The sequence below is a fragment of the Actinacidiphila sp. DG2A-62 genome (assembly GCF_035825295.1).
Taxonomy (GTDB): domain Bacteria; phylum Actinomycetota; class Actinomycetes; order Streptomycetales; family Streptomycetaceae; genus Actinacidiphila.
Genome location: NZ_JAYMGI010000002.1, coordinates 7874230 through 7892517, shown reverse-complemented (window position 1 = coordinate 7892517; position 18288 = coordinate 7874230). Strand labels below are relative to the sequence as shown.

General features: G+C 75.0%; 11 protein-coding genes and 1 pseudogene. 7 read left to right on the top strand and 5 right to left on the bottom strand.

Annotated elements, in window-relative coordinates:
* Positions 1-119: 119 nt before the first annotated feature.
* Both VSR01_RS34785 and VSR01_RS34780 read left to right on the top strand, forming a co-directional pair.
* Entirely contained in the window at positions 120-1802 is a 1683-nt protein-coding gene (locus VSR01_RS34785) for an SDR family oxidoreductase (RefSeq protein ID WP_326452958.1), read from the top strand.
* The gene (locus tag VSR01_RS34780; protein WP_326452957.1) at positions 1799-3172 is read left to right on the top strand and encodes a cryptochrome/photolyase family protein; all 1374 of its coding nucleotides are present in this window, start codon (positions 1799-1801) and stop codon (positions 3170-3172) included. The genes VSR01_RS34785 and VSR01_RS34780 overlap by 4 nt, the downstream gene beginning before the upstream one ends.
* A 27-nt stretch (positions 3173-3199) precedes the next feature.
* Here VSR01_RS34780 and VSR01_RS34775 read toward each other — a convergent pair whose 3' ends face one another.
* Complete coding sequence (locus VSR01_RS34775) at positions 3200-6895, bottom strand: discoidin domain-containing protein (RefSeq protein ID WP_326452956.1); 3696 nt, start codon at positions 6893-6895, stop codon at positions 3200-3202.
* A 689-nt stretch (positions 6896-7584) separates the two neighbouring features.
* Between VSR01_RS34775 and VSR01_RS34770 the strand changes: the two are divergent.
* A pseudogene (locus tag VSR01_RS34770) lies at positions 7585-7800 on the top strand (hypothetical protein); the annotation flags it as partial.
* Positions 7801-8135: 335 nt separating this feature from the next.
* Here VSR01_RS34770 and VSR01_RS34765 read toward each other — a convergent pair.
* Positions 8136-8408, bottom strand: coding sequence for a hypothetical protein (locus VSR01_RS34765; protein ID WP_326452955.1), 273 nt, complete (start codon positions 8406-8408; stop codon positions 8136-8138).
* A 188-nt stretch (positions 8409-8596) separates the two neighbouring features.
* On the opposite strand from VSR01_RS34765, the gene VSR01_RS34760 reads away from it, so the two are divergent.
* Positions 8597-11218 carry a GH92 family glycosyl hydrolase gene (locus tag VSR01_RS34760; RefSeq protein WP_326453974.1) on the top strand — a complete coding sequence of 874 codons (2622 nt, stop codon included), beginning with the start codon at positions 8597-8599 and terminating at the stop codon, positions 11216-11218.
* Positions 11219-11237: 19 nt separating this feature from the next.
* Here the strand turns inward: VSR01_RS34760 and ligD are convergent, their stop codons facing one another.
* A complete protein-coding gene (ligD, locus tag VSR01_RS34755; RefSeq protein WP_326452954.1) occupies positions 11238-12248 on the bottom strand; it encodes a non-homologous end-joining DNA ligase in 1011 nt (336 codons plus the stop codon).
* Between the two features lie 77 nt (positions 12249-12325).
* Between ligD and VSR01_RS34750 the strand changes: the two genes are divergently transcribed.
* Entirely contained in the window at positions 12326-13387 is a 1062-nt protein-coding gene (locus VSR01_RS34750; RefSeq protein ID WP_326452953.1) for an ATP-dependent DNA ligase, read from the top strand.
* A gap of 49 nt (positions 13388-13436) precedes the next feature.
* Here the strand turns inward: VSR01_RS34750 and VSR01_RS34745 are convergent, their stop codons facing one another.
* Positions 13437-13916 (bottom strand): secondary thiamine-phosphate synthase enzyme YjbQ, encoded by a 480-nt coding sequence (locus VSR01_RS34745; protein ID WP_326452952.1) that lies wholly within the window; start codon positions 13914-13916, stop codon positions 13437-13439.
* Positions 13917-14216: 300 nt separating this feature from the next.
* Here VSR01_RS34745 and VSR01_RS34740 point away from each other — a divergent pair, with 300 nt between their 5' ends.
* Positions 14217-15140, top strand: a complete 924-nt coding sequence (locus tag VSR01_RS34740) for a glycoside hydrolase family 3 N-terminal domain-containing protein (RefSeq protein WP_326452951.1) — start codon at positions 14217-14219, stop codon at positions 15138-15140.
* Positions 15137-16300 carry an NAD(P)-binding domain-containing protein gene (locus VSR01_RS34735; protein ID WP_326452950.1) on the top strand — a complete coding sequence of 388 codons (1164 nt, stop codon included), beginning with the start codon at positions 15137-15139 and terminating at the stop codon, positions 16298-16300. Before VSR01_RS34740 ends, VSR01_RS34735 begins: the two co-directional genes overlap by 4 nt.
* Positions 16301-16394: 94 nt before the next feature.
* Here the strand turns inward: VSR01_RS34735 and VSR01_RS34730 are convergent, their stop codons facing one another.
* The gene (locus tag VSR01_RS34730; RefSeq protein WP_326452949.1) at positions 16395-18212 is read right to left on the bottom strand and encodes an ABC transporter ATP-binding protein; all 1818 of its coding nucleotides are present in this window, start codon (positions 18210-18212) and stop codon (positions 16395-16397) included.
* Positions 18213-18288: the final 76 nt, after the last annotated feature.

Below are 18288 nucleotides of genomic sequence, written 5' to 3'. Positions count from 1 at the left end.
CGCTCCCGGGCGCGGCATGCGGTATCCAGGGCCCTGAGGCGCGGCCCGGCTGCTGCGGCGGGGCCGCGCGCGACCGGCGGCGCGGGCGCCGGCGCCGCGACGACGAGGGAGCGGGGACGGTGGTGGCGGCAGAGGGCGGCCCGGGCGCGGGTGACGGGCGGCTGTGCCTGGTCACCGGCGCCAGCGGCTACATCGGCGGGCGGCTGGTGCCGGTCCTGCTGGAGCGGGGGCTGCGGGTGCGCTGCCTGGTCCGCTCCCCGGAGAAGCTGCGCGACCTGCCGTGGGCGGGCGACGTGGAGGTGGTGCGCGGCGACGTCGCCGACGAGGAGTCGGTGCGCGCGGCGATGCGCGGCGCCGACGTCGCCTACTACCTGGTGCACGCGCTCGGGAAGGGCGCCTCCTTCGAGCGGACCGACCGGCGGGCGGCGCGCGTCTTCGGCGCGCAGGCGCGCCGGGAGGGCGTGGCGCGCCTGGTCTACCTGGGCGGGCTGACGCCCGAGGGCGTCCCCGAGGAGCGGCTGTCGCCGCACCTGCGCTCGCGCGCCGAAGTGGGGCGCATCCTGCTGGAGTCGGGCGTGCCCACCACGGTGCTGCGGGCCGCGGTGGTGCTCGGCTCAGGCTCGGCGTCGTTCGAGATGCTGCGCTATCTGACCGAGCGGCTGCCGGTGATGGTCACCCCGAGCTGGGTCGGCACCCGGCTCCAGCCGATCGCGGTGCGCGACGTGCTGCGGCTGCTCGCGGGCAGCGCCGACATGCCGCCGGACGTCAGCCGCGCCTTCGACATCGGCGGCCCCGACGTCCTGACCTACGCGGACATGATGCGCCGTTACGCGGCGGTCGCCGGCCTGCCGCGGCGGCTGATCCTGCCGGTGCCGATGCTGACGCCGCGGCTGTCCAGCCAGTGGGTCGGGCTGGTCACGCCGGTCCCCGCCGGCCTGGCCCGCCCTCTCACCGAGTCGCTGCGGCACGAGGTGGTGTGCCGCGAGGACGACATCGCGGCGCTGGTGCCCGACCCGCCGCGGGGGCGGCTCGGCGTGGACGCCGCGCTGGAGGCGGCGCTGCGCCGGGTGCGCGAGGCGTCGGTCACCACGCGGTGGTCCTCGGCGTCGGTGCCGGGCGCGCCGAGCGATCCGCTGCCCACCGACCCCGACTGGGCCGGCGGCAGCCTCTACACCGACTGCCGCGGCGTGGAGGTGGACGCGCCGCCGCAGGCGCTGTGGCGGGTGGTCGAGGGCATCGGCGGCGACAACGGCTGGTACTCCTTCCCGGCGGGCTGGGCGGTGCGCGGCTGGCTGGACCGGCTGGTCGGCGGCGTCGGGCTGCGCCGCGGCCGGCGTGACGCGACGCGGCTGCGGGTCGGCGACTCGCTGGACTTCTGGCGGGTGGAGGAGATCGAGCCGGGCCGGCTGCTCAGGCTGCGCGCGGAGATGCGGCTGCCGGGCCTGGCCTGGCTGGAGATGCGGGTGGAGCCGGCGCCGGGCGGAAGCGGCGGCGCGGGGAGCGGCCCCGGCGCGCGGACCGATGCCGGCGCGCGGACCGATGCCGGCGGTGTTGCCGGCACGGACGCCGCCGGCAACACCGCCGCCGGCAACACCGCCGCCGGCGACGGCGCCCCGGACGGCGGCCCCGCCGGCCGCAGCCGGTACCGCCAGCGTGCCGTGTTCCACCCGCACGGGCTGCTCGGCCACGCCTACTGGTGGTCGGTCTCGCCGTTCCACGCGCTGGTCTTCGGCGGGATGGCCCGCAACATCGCCCGGGCCGCCGCCCGCGGCCATCTCGCGTCCGGGAGGGGCGGCCGATGACCGTCTGCGTGGTCCTGTTCACCCGCGACCTGCGCCTGCACGACCATCCGCCGCTGCGCGCGGGGCTCGACGCGGCGGACGAGGTGGTGCCGCTGTTCGTCCTGGACCGGGCGATCGAGGGCGCCGGGTTCGCGCCCGCCAACCGCGCCGCCTTTCTGGCCGACAGCCTCGCCGACCTGGACGCGGGGCTGCGCCGGCGCGGCGGGCGGCTGGTGCTGCGCGCGGGCGACGTGGTGGAGGAGGTGTGCCGGGTGGTGCGCGAGCACGACGCGCGCGAGGTGCACCTGTCGGCGGACGCCAGCCGGTACGCCCAGCGCCGGGAGGAGCGGTTGCGCGGCGCGCTGGCGGAGCTGCGCTGCGCCCTGACCGTGCACGACGCGGTGGCGAACGCGGTGCCGCCCGGCGATGTCGTGCCCGCCTCCTCCGACCACTTCGCGGTGTTCACGCCGTACTTCCGCCGCTGGGACGCGCAGACGCTGCGGCCGGCCGTGGCCGTACCGCGCCGCGTGCCGGTGCCCGCGGGCGTCGCGTCGCGGGATCTGCCGCGCCGGGCCGGCGTCGCCGGCGTCTCCCCGGGCCTGGCCCGCGGCGGCGAGGAGGAGGGCCGCGCCCGGCTGGCGGCCTGGCTGCGCGGCGGCGTGGACGCCTACGAGGACCGTCACGACGACCTCGCGGGCGACGCGACCTCCCGCCTGTCGCCGCACCTGCACTTCGGCACCGTCTCGGCGGTGGAGTGCGTGCGCGGGGCCCGCGAGCGCGGCGGTCCGGGCGCCGAGGCGTTCGTGCGGCAGCTGGCCTGGCGGGACTTCCACCACCAGGTGCTCGCCGCCCGCCCGGACGCCTCGCACGCGGACTACCGGTCGCGCGGGGACCGCTGGCGGCGGGGCGCCGACGCGGAGCGGGACGCCGACGCGTGGCGCTCGGGCCGCACCGGCTACCCGATCGTGGACGCGGCGATGCGCCAGCTCGCCCACGAGGGCTGGATGCACAACCGCGGACGGCTGCTGGCCGCCTCCTTCCTGGCCAAGACGCTCTACGTGGACTGGCGGGTGGGCGCCCGGCACTTCCTGGACCTGCTGGTCGACGGCGACGTGGCGAACAACCAGCTCAACTGGCAGTGGGTGGCGGGCACCGGCACGGACACCCGCCCCCACCGGGTCCTCAACCCCGTGCTCCAGGCCCGCCGTTACGACCCCGACGGCGCGTACGTGCGCCGCTGGGTGCCCGAACTGGCGGGCCTGGACGGCCGGTCGGCGCACCAGCCGTGGCGGCTGGCGGACGCGGAACGCAAACGCCTGGGCTATCCCGCGCCGATCGTCGACCTCGCCGAGGGCCTGGCCCGCTTCAAGCGCGCGCGGGGCCGCGGCTGAACGGCCCGCTCCGGCCGCGGTCGCGGTTCAGCGGCCCTGGCGGTCACTGGCCGCCGCGGTGCGGTAGCCCTGGGCCCTGACCTCCAGGTCGCCCGGGTGCAGGTCGCCCCGCGGGCAGGAGACGGTCACCGTGCGCTGCTCGCCGGGCAGCAGCCACAGGTAGTTGTCGGAGTACAGCGCCGGCAGCACCCGCTCCCCCGACCGGTGGTCGCGCAGCGACAGCCGGACCATCGGGGCGACGTGGCGGCCGGTGTTGCGTACCGTCACGGTCGTGCTCAGGCGGCCGTCCCGGCTGGTGACGCGGCCCCGGGTCAGCCGCAGCGCCGCGCCGGAGAGCTGGTTGAGCGCGGCGAGGTCGGCGGCCTCGGTCGTCCGCCAGTAGGTGTTCTCCGACAGCACGCTCCCGTCGGCGCGGGTCAGCCGCAGCCGCACCAAATGCAGCCGGGAGCCGGTCGCCGGGGCCACGGTGAAGGCGGGGGCCGTGGCGGCCGCGGCGATGTCGAGGGTCTGGCGCTGCGGCGCGGCCAGCCGCCGGCCGGTCAGGTCCAGCACCTCGGCCGTGACGACCGCGCCCTCGACGGCATCGGGGGTGTGGTTGACCGCCAGGACGTCCCAGGTGCGCGGGTCGGCCTGCACGTGGTGCGCCTCGCAGCCCGACCGCGCCCCGTAGTAGCTGCCGTTGACGTCGAGGTCGTAGTCGTAGGTCTGCCACACGGTGCTGTGCCAGGCCGGGTTGGACATCCACAGCAGCAGACCGCTGGCGTCGTTCCACAGGTGGGCGTTCCACGCCTCGAACATCGCCCGCATCGACTCGTAGTTGACGAACTGTGCCTTGGCGGCGAACTCCTCCAGCGAGGAGGACTCCCCCAGCCGCTCGTCGATGGCCGCCTTGTAGTTCTGCGGGTACTGGTTCCCCTTGGTGGACCAGTCGTGGTAGTTCCACACCGTGCCGATCGGCCAGCCCTCCTCGTCGCCGACCAGGTTGCGCATCGACTCCGCCACCGACACCGTCGGGATGCCGATCTCGGTGTGGAAGCCGAAGGTACCGGCGCCGTAGGTCTGCGGCGAGTAGTACTGGACCGGGTCGATCCACGCGTACGGCCCGCCGCCGCTGACCACGCCGGCCGCGGAGTTGCTGACGTAGCGCACGCCGGGGTGCTCGGCGGCGACCGCGTCCGCCGCGCCCTGGTCGATCTCGCCCGACGGCGTGCCCTCGTTGGCGCCGCACCACACGACGATGCACGGGTGCGAGCGGTAGCGCAGGACGGTGTCGCGCACCTGGTCCAGGTAGACGGCGTGGTTCGGCGGGTCGAGGAACCAGGCGTTCCAGAAGTCGTTCCAGACCAGCAGTCCGTTCTCGTCGCAGCGGGCGAAGAACTCCTCGCGGTTGCTGCTGCCGATCCAGTTGCGGATCATCGTGAAGTTCATGTCGCGGTGCATCCCGACGACGGCCTCCATGCGGCCGCCGCCCATCCGGCGCAGCAGCTCGTCCCAGCCCCAGTTGCCGCCGCGGCACATCACCCGCACGCCGTTGACGCTGATCTGCAGCTGGTGCGGCCGGTTGTCGACGGCCAGCGCGTCCTTCCAGGTCGTCCCGTCGTCGGACACCTGCACGGTGAAGGTCAGCGCGTAGGCGGTCTCCCACACCAGGGTGAGCCGGTCGAAGGACCTGGTCCGCCCGAGGTCGACCTGGATCCACTGGTCGTCGGTGTAGTTCGAGGACCAGCGGGTCTGCGGGTCGCCGTCGACGGCGTTGCCGGGGGTGTTGGAGGAGTTGTCGGTGGAGGACGCCGTGGCGGCGGCGTGCAGCGCGAAGTCGGTGCCGGGGTCCGCGCTGTCGGCCACCGACAGCGTCCACAGCGAGATGCCGAAGCCGGTGGCGCGCTTGTGCCCCTGGACGCGGACGTAGCGCGCCTGCTGCGCCGGGATGTCGACGGTCTGCTCGACGTGGTTGGCGCCGGGCGCAAAGACGATCGGGTTCTGCGAGGCGTACCCGAACTCGCGCAGGCCGACCCGCACGGTGCGCCGGTCGCTGACCGCGCCGCCGACCGTCGCGGTGGCCCGCAGGTCGTGCAGCGCCGGGTCGCCGTAGCCGTTGGGCCACCACAGCCGCGGGTTCCTCAGCCGCAGGGCGGGGAAGTCGTCGGGCGCGAAGACCGCGTCCAGGCTCTGCCCGGCCTCGACGCGCACGTTCTTGCGGACCGTGACGCCGCTCAGCGCGGCCTCCACGGTGACCGTGCGGGCCGCCGCGGCGGCGTTGCGCACCGGCACGGTCACGGTGACCTCGGCCTGCGAGCGGTCCGGCAGGTTCGGCAGCACGGTGTCCACCCGCAGGTCGCCGACCACGGCGTCGCCGGTGGCGCGCAGCCGCACGTGGTTCCAGATGCCCATGACGCGGTCGCGCACCGCGGGCATCCAGTCCCAGCCGGAGACGGCCAGCAGATTGGGGCTGTTGAGCATCATGACGTTGGAGCCGGCGTCGGCGTAGGAGCTGCCGTCGGCGCCCTTGTCGCCGGGGTTGCCCGGGTACGGCATCGGGTCGATGCGGACGGCCAGGACGTGCTCCCCGGCGCCGGTGAGCGCGTCGGTGACGTCGAAGGAGGCCCGGGCGGTGGGGTGTTCGAGCTCGCCGACCCTGGCGCCGTCGATCCAGACCTCGGCCCGGTGGTTGATCCCGTCGAACTCCAGCCACACCCGGCCGCGGCCGCGGTCGCCGAAGCCGTGCGGCAGGCGGAAGGCGCGGCGGTACCACCAGGAGTTGCGGCTGAGCGCCTCGGGGACCTGGAGGTTGCCGAAGCCGCCCACCGGGTCCGGCAGATGGCCCTCGGCGACCAGGGACGCCAGGATCGTGCCGGGCACCTGGGCGCGCAGCCAGCGGGAGGTGTCCACGCCCGCGGCGGAGACCTTCGCGCCGTCGTCGGTGCCGGCGAAGGACTCCAGGGTGAGGTTCCAGCCGGACTCCAGCGGCACGGTGCCGTCGTCGGCGACCCGCAGTGCCGGGACCGGCCGGGCGCCGCTGGTCCAGTCGGTCCAGCCGGTGGCGGCGGGGCGGTGGCCGGCCGGGGTGCCGAGCACCTGGAAGGAGTTCAGGCCCAGCGGGTTGGGGTTGGACAGCGCGGTGCCGACCATGCGCACCCAGCGCGCGGTCACCGGCCGGTCCAGCACGATCTCGACGGCGCCGCCGGTGGCGGTGGTCCCGGTGTGCGCGGTGGACCACGCCGTGCCGTCGGCGGACACCTCGATGCGGAACGCGGTGGCGTAGCTGGACAGCACCTCCCAGCCGGTGGTGCCGTTGCGCGGGTTGACGTCGTCGGCCGGCTTGTAGACGGTGTCGCCCTCGGCGGCCTCGAAGACCAGGACCACCGAGGTCACCCGGCAGGGGCCCTGGAGGTCCACCGCCACCCACTGCGGGCCGTCGGTGTCCGCGGCCCGCCAGCCGCTGCCCTTGGGCCCGGTCTCCCCCATGGCGTCGACCACGAACGCGGCCGGCACCGGTCCGTAGGCGGTCGAGGAGACCGTCACCGGGCGGTAGCGCGCGAGGTCGGCGGCGGTCCCGGGCGTGCCGCCTGCCGCCTCGGGCCCGGACCCCGGCGCGGCGGCGGCCTGTTCGGCGAACGCCCCGGCGAGGCTCACGCTCGCCAGGACGGCGGCTCCCGAGCGCAGCATCCCGCGGCGGGAGAACCCCGCGCCCCGCGCTCTGTCCTCGGTGATGTCGTCGGGCATGTGGGTGCTCCTCGTTCGGTGTGCGGAAGGGCGCGCCGCCGTTCGCGGGACACCGCGAACTGACAACGTTGTCAGGGGGGATGGAGCACATCATTCGTTCGACCGGCCGCCCGCGTCAAGAGGGGTGACCGCATCCGTGCCGCCGCTGACCGGTCGTCAGGTCGGCGGCGTCCCTCAAAAGCCCGGCACACCGTACGGAAACTGCCCATATCGGCCCCAGGGCCGGCGATCGACCGATCCGACCCCGGCCGGTCCGAGCCGTTGACATGGCGCGGATGACGTGACAAGACTTCGGACAACGTTGTCAGAACCGCTGGCCGAACCGCCCACACGCCACCGGCCGCACCCCGCCGCCCGCACCCAGTGGTCCGCACCCAGCCGTCCGCCCACTCACCGCAAGGAGCCTGGACGTGGTCCTGCCCGCTCGCCCCGCACGCAAGCGGCGTCTCAGACACTCGCTGCCCGTCACCGCGGCGGCGCTGGCCGGCGCGGTGCTGTCCGTGCTGCCCGCGCACAGCGCGCTCGCCGATCCCCCACGGCAGGACGGCGGGCGCGGCGCGTTCACGACGTCGTTCGAACCGGCCGACCCCGCGCCCGACTGGCAGAGCACGCCGGACGACGGCCACGGCGGGCGCCCGGACGTCTCCGGCGTCTACCCCGACTCCGGCGCCGGGCTGCCCGGCTCCGTGATGTCCTCGGTCGCCGGCGTCACCGCGTCCGGCGACGTGCCGCCCGACCACACCGCCGCCCGCGCCGTCGACGGCGACACCGCCACGTCCTGGCAGGCCGAGGGGAGTTCACCGCGGCTGACGGTGGCGCTGACCTCGGCGGCGCGAATCACCGTCTACGCGCTGACCTCCGGCGCCGACTCGCCCGCGCAGGACCCGCGATCCTGGACGCTCCAGGGCTCGGCCGACGGGCGGAGCTGGCACACCGTGGACACCGAGACCGGGCAGAGCTTCGGACGGCGCGCGCAGACCCGGCTGTTCACCGTCGCGCACCCGGGGGCGTACGGGCACTACCGGCTCGCGGTCTTGGCAAACGACGGCGACGCCCGCACCCAGCTCGGCGAACTCGCGCTGGCCGCCGCCCCGTCGGCGGACCCGGGCATGACCGCCGCGATCGGCGACGGCCCGGCGTCGAGCCCCACCGCCAAGACGCACGTCGGCTTCACCGGCACCCACGCCCTGCGCTACGCCGGCTGGCAGCTGGGCGAGCACGGCTCGGCGTCCGACAAGCTCTACCGGCTCTCGCTGAAGGTGCGCCCCGACACCCGGCTGTCGTACGACGTCTTCCCCGAGCGGGCGAGCCTGGACCCCGCGTACCCCAGTACGTACGTCTCGGTGGACCTCGCGTTCAGCGACGGCACGCACCTGAGCACGCTCGGCGCCACCGACCAGTACGGCAAGCCGCTGAACCCGCGCGGCCAGGGCGACTCGAAGGTGCTGCAGAGCGACCAGTGGAACCAGGTGACCTCCGACATCGGCAAGGTCGCCGCGGGCAGGACGATCACCCGCGTCCTCGTCGGCTACGAAGGCCCCGGCGGTCCCGCGCACTTCTCCGGCTGGCTGGACGACATCAGGATCGGCCAGGCGCCGCCCGCCGACGACTGCGCGCACCCCTCGACGTGTGTGATCACCACCCGCGGCACGAACTCCTCGGGCGACTACTCGCGCGGCAACGACGTGCCAGGCCACCGCGCTGCCGCACGGCTTCGACTTCTGGACGCCGGTCACCGACGCGGGCAGCACCGGCACGGTCTACGCCTACCAGCAGGGCAACGACGCGGACAACGAGCCGCGGTTGCAGGCGCTGGCGCTCAGCCACGAGCCGAGCATCTGGGTGCAGGACCACCAGACGTTCCAGGTGATGCCGTCCGTCTCCGCCGCGCCGACGACCGCCGACCGCGCCTCGCGGGCGCTGCCGTTCAGCCACGACCACGAGACGGCCAGGGCCGACTACTACGGCGTGACCTTCGACGACGGCCTGCGCGCGGAGATGACGCCCACCGACCACGCGGCCGTCATGCGGTTCACCTTCCCCTCGGACACGGGCAGTCTGATCTTCGACAACGTCAACAACAACGGCGGCCTGACCGTCGACGCCCGGGCCGGCGTGGTCAGCGGCTACACCGACACCTCCGGGTTCTGGGGCGCGCCGCGGATGTTCGTCTACGCCACCTTCGACCGTCCGATCACCGGCGGCGGCACGCTGCCCGGCGGTGGCGGCGACAAGGTGAGCGGCTACGCGGGCTTCGGTCTGGGCGCGGACCGGCAGCTGACGATGCGCGTGGCGACCTCGGCGATCAGCCTCGACCAGGCCAGGCACAACCTCCGGCTGGAGGTCGGCGGGGCCGGCTTCGACCAAGTGCGGGCCGCCGCGCAAAAGACCTGGGACGCCGCGCTCGGCGTGATCAAGGTCTCCGGCGCGACCCAGGACCAGCTGGTCAGCCTCTACTCCAGCCTGTACCGGCTGAACCTCTACCCGAACGAGCTGTTCGAGAACACCGGCACCGCCGCCGCGCCGGTCTACCGCTACGCCAGCCCCTACACGCAGGCGACCGGCCCGAACACGCCGACCGCGACCGGCTCGGCGGTCGAGGACGGCAAGCCGTACGCCAACGAGGGCTTCTGGGACACCTACCGCACCGCGTGGGCGCTGGACTCGCTGCTCTACCCGAAGCTGACCGGCGAGATGATCGACGGCTTCGTGCAGCAGTACCGCGACGGCGGCTGGATCGGGCAGTGGACCGCGCCCGGCTACCTGGGCTTCAGCGGCACCAACTCCGACGTGGCGATCGCCGACGCGTACCTGCGCGGGGTCACCGACTTCGACGTGCGCGGCGCCTACGAGGCCGCGGTGAAGGACGCCACCATCCCTTCCTCCGGCCTGACCGGCCGGCCCGACGTGCAGCACTCCACCTTCCTCGGCTACACCCCGCAGACCACCGGGTCCAGCGCGTCGGTGTCGCTGGAGGACTACGTGGCCGACTACGGCATCGCCCAGATGTCGCTGAAGCTGTACCGGACGGCGAAGGCGGGCGACCCGCACCGGCGCGAGTACCTCGACAACTACACCTACTTCGAGGACCGCGCCCGGCACTACGTGGACCTGTTCGACCCGGCCACCGGCTTCTTCCAGGCCCGCGACGCCGACGGCGCCTTCGAGCAGTCGCCGTCCGCGTACGACCCGCGCGACTGGAACGCCACCGACTACACCGAGGGCGACGGCTGGACGTACGCCTTCGCGGTCCCCGAGGACGGCAACGGGCTGGCGAACCTGTACGGCGGCCGGGCGGCGCTCGCCGACAAGCTCGACGCGTTCTTCGCCACGCCCGAGACCGCGCAGTTCGGCGGCAGCTGGCTCGGCCCGTACCACGAGATGTTCGAGTCCCGCGACGACCGCGTCGGGCAGTGGGCGTTCAACGACCAGCCGTCCATGCACGTGCCTTACATGTACGACTACGTGGGACAGCCCGCCAAGGCAGCGGAGCACGTGCGCGACGCGGAGAGCCGGCTGTTCACCGGCAGCACCATCGGCCAGGGCTACCCCGGCGACGAGGACAACGGCTCGATGTCGGCGTTCTACATCGACAACGCGCTCGGCTTCTACCCGCTGCAGTCCGGCTCGCCGACCTGGGCGATCGGGTCGCCGCTGTACGACCGGGTGACCGTCAGCCCGGTCGGCGGCCGGCCGCTGACCATCACCGCGCACCACAACTGCGACCGGAACATCTACGTGCAGTCGCTGAGGATCGACGGCAGGAGCTCGGACCGGACCTGGGTCCGGCACGCGGACCTGGCGGACGGCGGGACCATCGACTTCACCATGGGTCCGCGGCCGTCCGCGTGGGGCACGAGCGCGGCGGACGCGCCGCCGTCGCCGACGCGGGGCTCGGCGGCGCCGAACCCGCCGGCCGACCTGACCGGCGCCGGCCGCGGCACGGCCACCGCGAGCGGCGGCGCCGACCCGGCCGCGCTGTTCGACGACACCTCCGCCACGGCGGTCGCCCTGCCGTCCGGACCGGCCTCGGTGACCTACCGGCTGGACCGGCCGGGTCACATCGACCAGTACACGCTGACCAGCGCCGAGCAGTCCGGCGGCGATCCGGCGGGCTGGACGGTCAGCGGCTCCGCGGACGGCGTGCACTGGACGGTGCTGGACCGCAGGAGCGGCGAGGCGTTCCCGTGGCGGCAGCAGACCCGGGCGTTCACCCCGGCGAGCGCCCCGGGCGACTACCGGTACGTGCGGTTCGACTTCATCCCGCCGGCCGGGGGCGGAGCGACCGCGCTGTCCGAGGTGGAGCTGCTCGGGCGCGGGTGAGGACGCGCGCCCGGCCGGGTCAGGACGGTTTCCTGGCCCGGCTGGGCTGCACGCGCTTGGGCTCGCCGTCCATCTTGGGGTGCTCGGGCGGGTAGGGCAGGTCGCCGAGGCCGTGGTCGCGCTCGTCGCGCGCGGCGAGTTCTAGCGCGGCGTCGAGCCGGAAGGCGTGCTCGTCCATGTCCGCGTGCACGTCGCCGGCCTCGGCGAACCGGGCCGGCATGGTGGCCAGGTCGAAGTCGGCCGGCACCGCCCGGTCCAGCTCGTCCCAGCGCAGCGGCGCGGACACGGGGGCGTGCGGCTTGGGCCGTACGGAGTAGGCGCAGGCGATGGTGCGGTCGCGGGCGGTCTGGTTGTAGTCCACGAAGATCTTCGTGCCGCGCTCCTCCTTCCACCAGGCGGTGGTGATCCGCTCGGGGGCGCGCCGCTCCAGCTCGCGGGCGACGGCGATGGCCGAGCGCCGCACCTGGGTGAAGGTCCACTCGGGGGCGATCGGCACGAAGACGTGCAGGCCGCGCCCGCCGGAGGTCTTGGGCCAGCCGGTCAGCCCGAGGCCGGCCAGCACGTCCCGCAGCTCCAGCGCGGCCCGCACCGCGTCGGCGTAGTCCGTGCCGGGCTGCGGGTCGAGGTCGATGCGCAGCTCGTCCGGGTGCTCGGTGTCGTTCCTGCGCACCGGCCAGGGGTGGAAGGTCAGACAACCCAGGTTCGCCGCCCACAGCACGGCGGCGGGCTCGGTGGGGCAGATCTCGTCGGCGTACCGGCCGCTGGGGAAGGCGATCCGGCCGGTGGGGATCCAGTCCGGCAGGTTCTTCGGGGCCCGCTTCTGGAAGAAGGACTCGCCGTCCACCCCGTCGGGGTAGCGCTCCAGCGTGGTCGGGCGGTCCCGCAGCACCCGCAGGATGCCGGCCCCGACCGCGAGGTAGTAGCGGACCACGTCGCCCTTGGTGAAGCCGCGCTCGGGGAAGTAGACCTTCTGCGGGTTGGTCACCCGGACCGTGCGCCCGCCGGCGTCGAGTTCCAGCGTCTCTGCCATGGGTCCACGCTAGGACCGGCGGACCGGACGCGCTTCTCGGCGCGCGAGGGGGCGCGCGGCCGAGCAGAATCGACGGCATGGACCTGCCCGTGATGCCGCCGGTGGAGCCGATGCTGGCGAAGTCGGCGAAGAAGATCCCGCCCGGCATGCTCTACGAGCCCAAGTGGGACGGCTTCCGGGCGATCGTCTTCCGCGACGGCGACGAGGTGGAGCTGGGCAGCCGCTCCGGCAAGACTCTGACCCGCTACTTCCCCGAGGTGGTGGCCGCGGTGCTGGAGCACACGCCGGAGCGCTGCGTGCTGGACGGCGAGATCGTCATCGCGCGGGGCGAGCGGCTGGACTTCGACGCGCTGCTGGAGCGCATCCACCCGGCCGACTCGCGGGTGCGGCACCTCGCCGGGGCGACGCCGGCCTCGCTGGTCGCCTTCGACCTGCTGGCGCTGGGCGACGCGCGGCTGCTCGACGCCCCGCAGGCGGACCGGGCCCGGGCGCTGGCCGAGGCGCTGGGCGGCGCGGCGGCCCCGGTGTTCACCACGCCGGTGACCGCCGACCACGAGGAGGCGCTGCGCTGGTTCGACGCGTTCGAGGGCGCGGGTCTGGACGGCGTGGTCGCCAAGCCGCCGGCGGCGGCGTACCGGCCGGGCGAGCGGACCATGGTCAAGGTCAAGCACGAGCGCACCGCGGACTGCGTGGTGGCCGGGCTGCGGGCGCACAAGAGCGGCCCGGTGCTCGGCTCGCTGCTGCTGGGCCTGTACGACGCGCGGGGCCGGCTGCAGCACGTCGGCGTCTGCGCGTCCTTCACGATGGCCCGCCGCCGGGAGCTGATGGAGGAGCTGGCGCCGCTGCGGATGGACTCGGCGGCGGGCCATCCGTGGGAGCGGTGGACCAGCGAGGAGGCGCAGGGCCGGGACCGGCTGCCCGGCGGCCCCTCGCGGTGGTCCGGCGGGAAGGACCTGTCGTGGGTCCCGCTGCGGCCGGAGCGGGTGGTGGAGGTGGCGTACGACCACATGCAGGGCGACCGGTTCCGGCACACCGCGCAGTTCCGGCGCTGGCGCGACGACCGCGATCCGGCGTCGTGCACGTACGCGCAGCTGGAGGAGCCGGTGAGCTACGACCTGGGACAGGTGCTGGGCGGCTGAGCCGCGGGGGCCGTCGGCCGGCGGCCTCCGCGCCCGGTCCTCGCCGCGGTCAGCCGAGGAAGCTGAGGCGGACCGAGCGCCGGGGGTTGTCGACGTTGGTGTCCACCAGCACCACGGACTGCCAGGTGCCCAGCTCCAGCCGGCCGCCGATCACCGGCAGGGTGGCGTGCGGCGGGACCAGCGCCGGCAGCACGTGGTCGCGGCCGTGCCCGCGGCTGCCGTGCCGGTGCCGCCAGCGGTCGTCGGCCGGCAGCAGGTCGCGCAGCGCGGCGAGCAGGTCGTCGTCGCTGCCCGCGCCGGTCTCGATGAGGGCGACTCCGGCGGTGGCGTGCGGCACGAAGACGTTGAGCAGTCCGTCCCGGCCGCCGGCCGCCTCGCGCAGGAACGCCTCGCAGGCGCCGGTCAGGTCGTGGACCTGTTCGCGCGATCCCGTGGTGACGTCGACGAGGCGGCTGGCGAAGGCGGGGGCGGCGGAGCCGGAGGACGGTTCCGGCGCCGGGCTGTGGGTGGAGCTGGGGTGGTCGGCCATGCCTCCATGGTCGCCCACCGGCCCGCCGCGCGGCGCGCACCCGCCGCCGGGCGCGCCGCGGGGAACCGGGCACGACTCGGGCGGGCCCGCGCGAGCCGCGGGCGCGCCGCGCGGACGGGGTGCGTAGCGGGGGCGGTACCAGCGAAGGTGCGGGCCGACAGCCGTGCGGCGTAGGGGCGTCGGGCTGGGTCCGCTGGGTCTGGCGGGGCACGGGCGATTGCCGTGACGGGAGATTGGTCTGTACCATTCACCGGGCCAGGGACGGGCTCCCCGTTGCCGCGTCCCGAAGGGGGACATCACGTGAACGCGCCGCACCGGCTCGCCGTGCTGGTCGACTCGTGCCTGCTGCCGTCGGTGAGCGGACGCGGCGGACGGTTGCCGGACTGGATCCTGCGCGGCCTGGACCGTGGCACGCCCGGCGTCGCCGTACACGCTTACGGGGACGCGGCGCGGGACGCCGCCAGGGCGCTGCGCGCGGCGCACCCCGACGCGCTGGCCGGGCACCCCGGCCCGCGCGGCCAGGTCGGCGGCAGCGCGGCGGCGGCCGAACTCGTCGCGACGGGCGCGAACCTGCACCTCGGCGTGCGGCCGGCGCGGGTCCCCGAGCGGACCCGCGACTTCGTCACCGACCTGCAGACGCACGGCGTCGCCGCGGCGCTCGGCCCCTTCACCGGGACGGGCAGCCTGCGGCCGTTCGCCGAGGGCGCGGCGGCCGGCGTGCGGGCGATCACCGCGGGCCACTCCCCCGCGGGCGACGGCCCCGGCGACGACGCGGCCGACGGCCTGCCCGCGGCGCTCGACGGGTCCGCGATCACCGGCGTCCTGCGCGGCGAACTCGGGTACGCCGGCGTGGTGGTGACCGACGTGCTCGACACGCCGTCGATCGTCGACGGCTGGGGCGTGCCCGGGGCGGCGGTGCTGGCCTGGATCGCCGGCGTCGACCTGGTCAGGCTCGGCCCGTCCAGCGGCGCGGGCGTGCGCGAGGCGATCCACGCCGCGGCGGCGCGGGCCGTCGCCGACGGGGACCTGCCGCTGGGCCGGCTGGAAGAGGCCGCGGACCGCGTGTCGCGGCTGCGCCGCTGGGCCAGCGACCCCCGTATGCCGTCCGCGGCCGGCGGCTCCGGGGGCTCCGGCGACCACGGTGATTCCGGGGGAGCCGCCGGGCCCGGGGCGGCCGGGCGGCCGGGAAGGTTCGCCCCGGCCGTGCCGTTGTCCGGAACATGAGCGAATCGAGCGGGAGCGGGACGCGGCACACGGGCGCGGGGTCGGCAGGGGCGGCGGAGCCGGTGGACGTGGACGTCGCGGTGATCGGCGCGGGCCAGGCGGGCCTGTCGGCCGGGTACTTCCTGCGCAGGGCGGGCCTCGTCCCGGACCGCGGCTTCGTGCTGCTCGACCACGCGCCCGGACCGGGCGGCGCCTGGCAGTTCCGCTGGCCCTCGCTCACCTACGGCAAGGCGCACCGCGTGCACGACCTGCCCGGCCTGCCGCTGGTCGACGGCCCGGCGGACCGGCCGTCCGCCGAGGTGGTGAGCGCCTACTTCGACCGCTACGAGCGGACCTTCGACCTGCGCGTGCACCGCCCGGTGGACGTCACCGCGGTACGCGAGGGGGACGGCGGCCGGCTGCGGGTGGAGACGGACGCGGGGGTGTGGTCGGCGCGGGCGCTGATCAACGCGACGGGCACCTGGGACCGGCCGTTCGTGCCGTACTACCCGGGCCAGGAGACCTTCCTCGGGCGGCAGTTGCACACCGCGGGCTACCGCGGCGCGGCCGAATTCGCCGGGCGGCGGGTGGTGGTGGTCGGCGGCGGGACCTCCGCGGTGCAGCTGCTGATGGAACTGGCCGAGGTCGCCTCGACGACGTGGGTGACGCGCCGGCCGCCGGTCTTCCGCAGCGCGCCGTTCACCGAGGACTGGGGGCGCGAGGCGGTGGCCAGGGTCGAGGAGCGGGTGCGCCGGGGGCTGCCGCCGCAGAGCGTGGTGAGCGTGACCGGGCTGGCGGCGACCGAGGAGGTGCGCGCCGCGCGGGCGAGCGGTGTGCTGCGCCGTGAGCCGATGTTCGACCGCGTGACGCCGCACGGGGTGGCCTGGGACGACGGCAGGACGCTGGAGGCCGACGTGATCCTGTGGGCCACGGGCTTCCGGGCCGCGCTGGACCACCTCGCCCCGCTGCGGCTGCGCGAGCCCGGCGGCGGGGTGCGGATGGAGGGCACCCGGGTGGCCGGCGACCCGCGGGTCCACCTGCTCGGCTACGGCCCGTCGGCGAGCACGATCGGCGCCAACCGCGCGGGACGCACGGCGGTCCGCGAGGTCCGCGCGCTGCTGGCGGAGCAGGACGCGGCGGCGGCGCGCGCCGCGGCGGGCGCGGTGGGCGCGGTCTCGTAGACCCGCGCCCGCCGGAGCACCGCCCGGCCCGCCGCGGGAGCCACGGTCCCGGTCCGGGCCGCCGCGGAAGTCGCCGCCGTGGCCGCGGTCCGGGTCACCGCGCGGTGGCGGCGAGGCGGGCGTCGCGGCGCACCAGTGCGGCGTACCGGCCGTCGGCGGCGAGGAGTTCGTCGTGGGTGCCGCGCTCGACGATCTCGCCGGCGTCGAGGACCACGATCTGGTCGGCGTCGCGGACGGTGGACAGCCGGTGGGCGATGGTGATGGTGGTGCGTCCCGCGGACAGCTCGTCGATGGCCTGCTGGACCGCGGCCTCGGTGCGGGTGTCCAGCGCGCTGGTGGCCTCGTCCAGGATGAGCACCGGCGGGTCGCGCAGGATGGTCCTGGCGATCGCCAGCCGCTGCTTCTCGCCGCCGGAGAAGCGGTAGCCGCGCTCGCCGACCAGGGTGTCGTAGCCGTCGGGCAGCGCCGCGATGTGGTCGTGGATCTGGGCGGCGCGGGCCGCCTCGCGGATCTCCTCGTCGGTGGCGTCGGGCTTGGCGAAGCGGAGGTTGTCGGCGACGGAGGCGTGCAGCAGGTAGGTCTCCTGGGAGACGACGCCGACGGCGCGGGCGAGGGTGTCGAAGGACAGGTCGCGCACATCGGTCCCGTCGAGGGTGACCCGGCCGCCGGTGACGTCGTACAGCCGCGGCACCAGGTAGCTGAGGGTGCTCTTGCCCGAGCCGGTGGCGCCGACGACGGCGAGGCTGCGGCCGGCCGGCAGGTCGATGTCGATGCCGCGCAGGGTCTTGGCGCCCTGGTCCGGCTCGTCGGGCTCGTAGGAGAAGTCGACGGACTCGAAGCGGATGTGGCCGCGGGCGCGCTCCAGGCGCACCGGCTCGGGGCGCTCGGTGATGTCGACGGGCAGGTCGAGGTACTCGAAGATGCGCTGGAACAGCGCGAGCGAGGTCTGCACCTGCACGCCGGTGGCCAGCAGCGAGACGGTGGGCCGGAACATGCCCTGCTGGAGCGAGACGAACGCGACCAGGGTGCCGAGGGAGACGGCCGGACCGCCGTGGCCGCCGGTGACGCCGGCCGCCCAGTACAGCAGCGCGGGCATCGCCGACATCACGATGCCGATGACGGCCATCCGCCAGCGGCCCTGCATGTTGGAGCGGACCTCCAGGTCCACCAGGCGCTCGGACTCGGTGGTGAAGTCGCGGGTCAGGGAGTCGCCGCGGCCCATGGTGCGGCCGAGCAGGATGCCGCTGACGGACAGCGACTCGGTGACGATCGCCGACATCGCGGCCATCTGCCGCTGCCGCTCGGTGGTGATCTTCTTGCGTTCCCGGCCGACCCTGCGGGCGATCCAGACGAAGACCGGCAGGAGCAGCAGCGAGACGACGGTCAGCCGCCAGTCGAGGGCGACCATGGCGACCACCGAGGCGATCACGGCGGTGGCGTTGGAGACCAGCGAGGTGGCGGTGGAGGTGACGGTGGCCTGCATGCCGCCGATGTCGTTGGCGATCCTGGACTGCACCTCGCCGGTGCGGGTGCGGGTGAAGAAGGCCAGCGACATCCGCTGCAGGCGGGCGTAGACCGCGGTGCGCAGGTCGTGCATGACGCGCTGGCCGACGGTGGTGGAGATCAGGGTCTGCAGGACGCCGAAGACGCCGTTGGCGACGGCGGTGGCGATCATGCCGAGCACCAGCACGCTGAGCAGGCCGGTGCGGCCCTGCGGGATCGCGGTGTCGAGGATCGCGCGCAGCAGGAACGGCGAGGCGACCGAGACCAGGGAGGACAGGGCGACCAGAAAGCCTACCACGGCCAGCCGGCCGCGGTAGGGGCGGAACAGCCGCGTGATGCGGCGCCAGTCGGTGGGTTTGCCGCTCTTGGGCGGCGTCCACCGGTTCACCAGCTCGTTCTCGGGACGCAAGGGACTCCTCGCGGGGTGGGGACCCGCTGCCGGCGGGCACACGACAGCGCTGACACAGGGAGTGTAGGTCATTGTT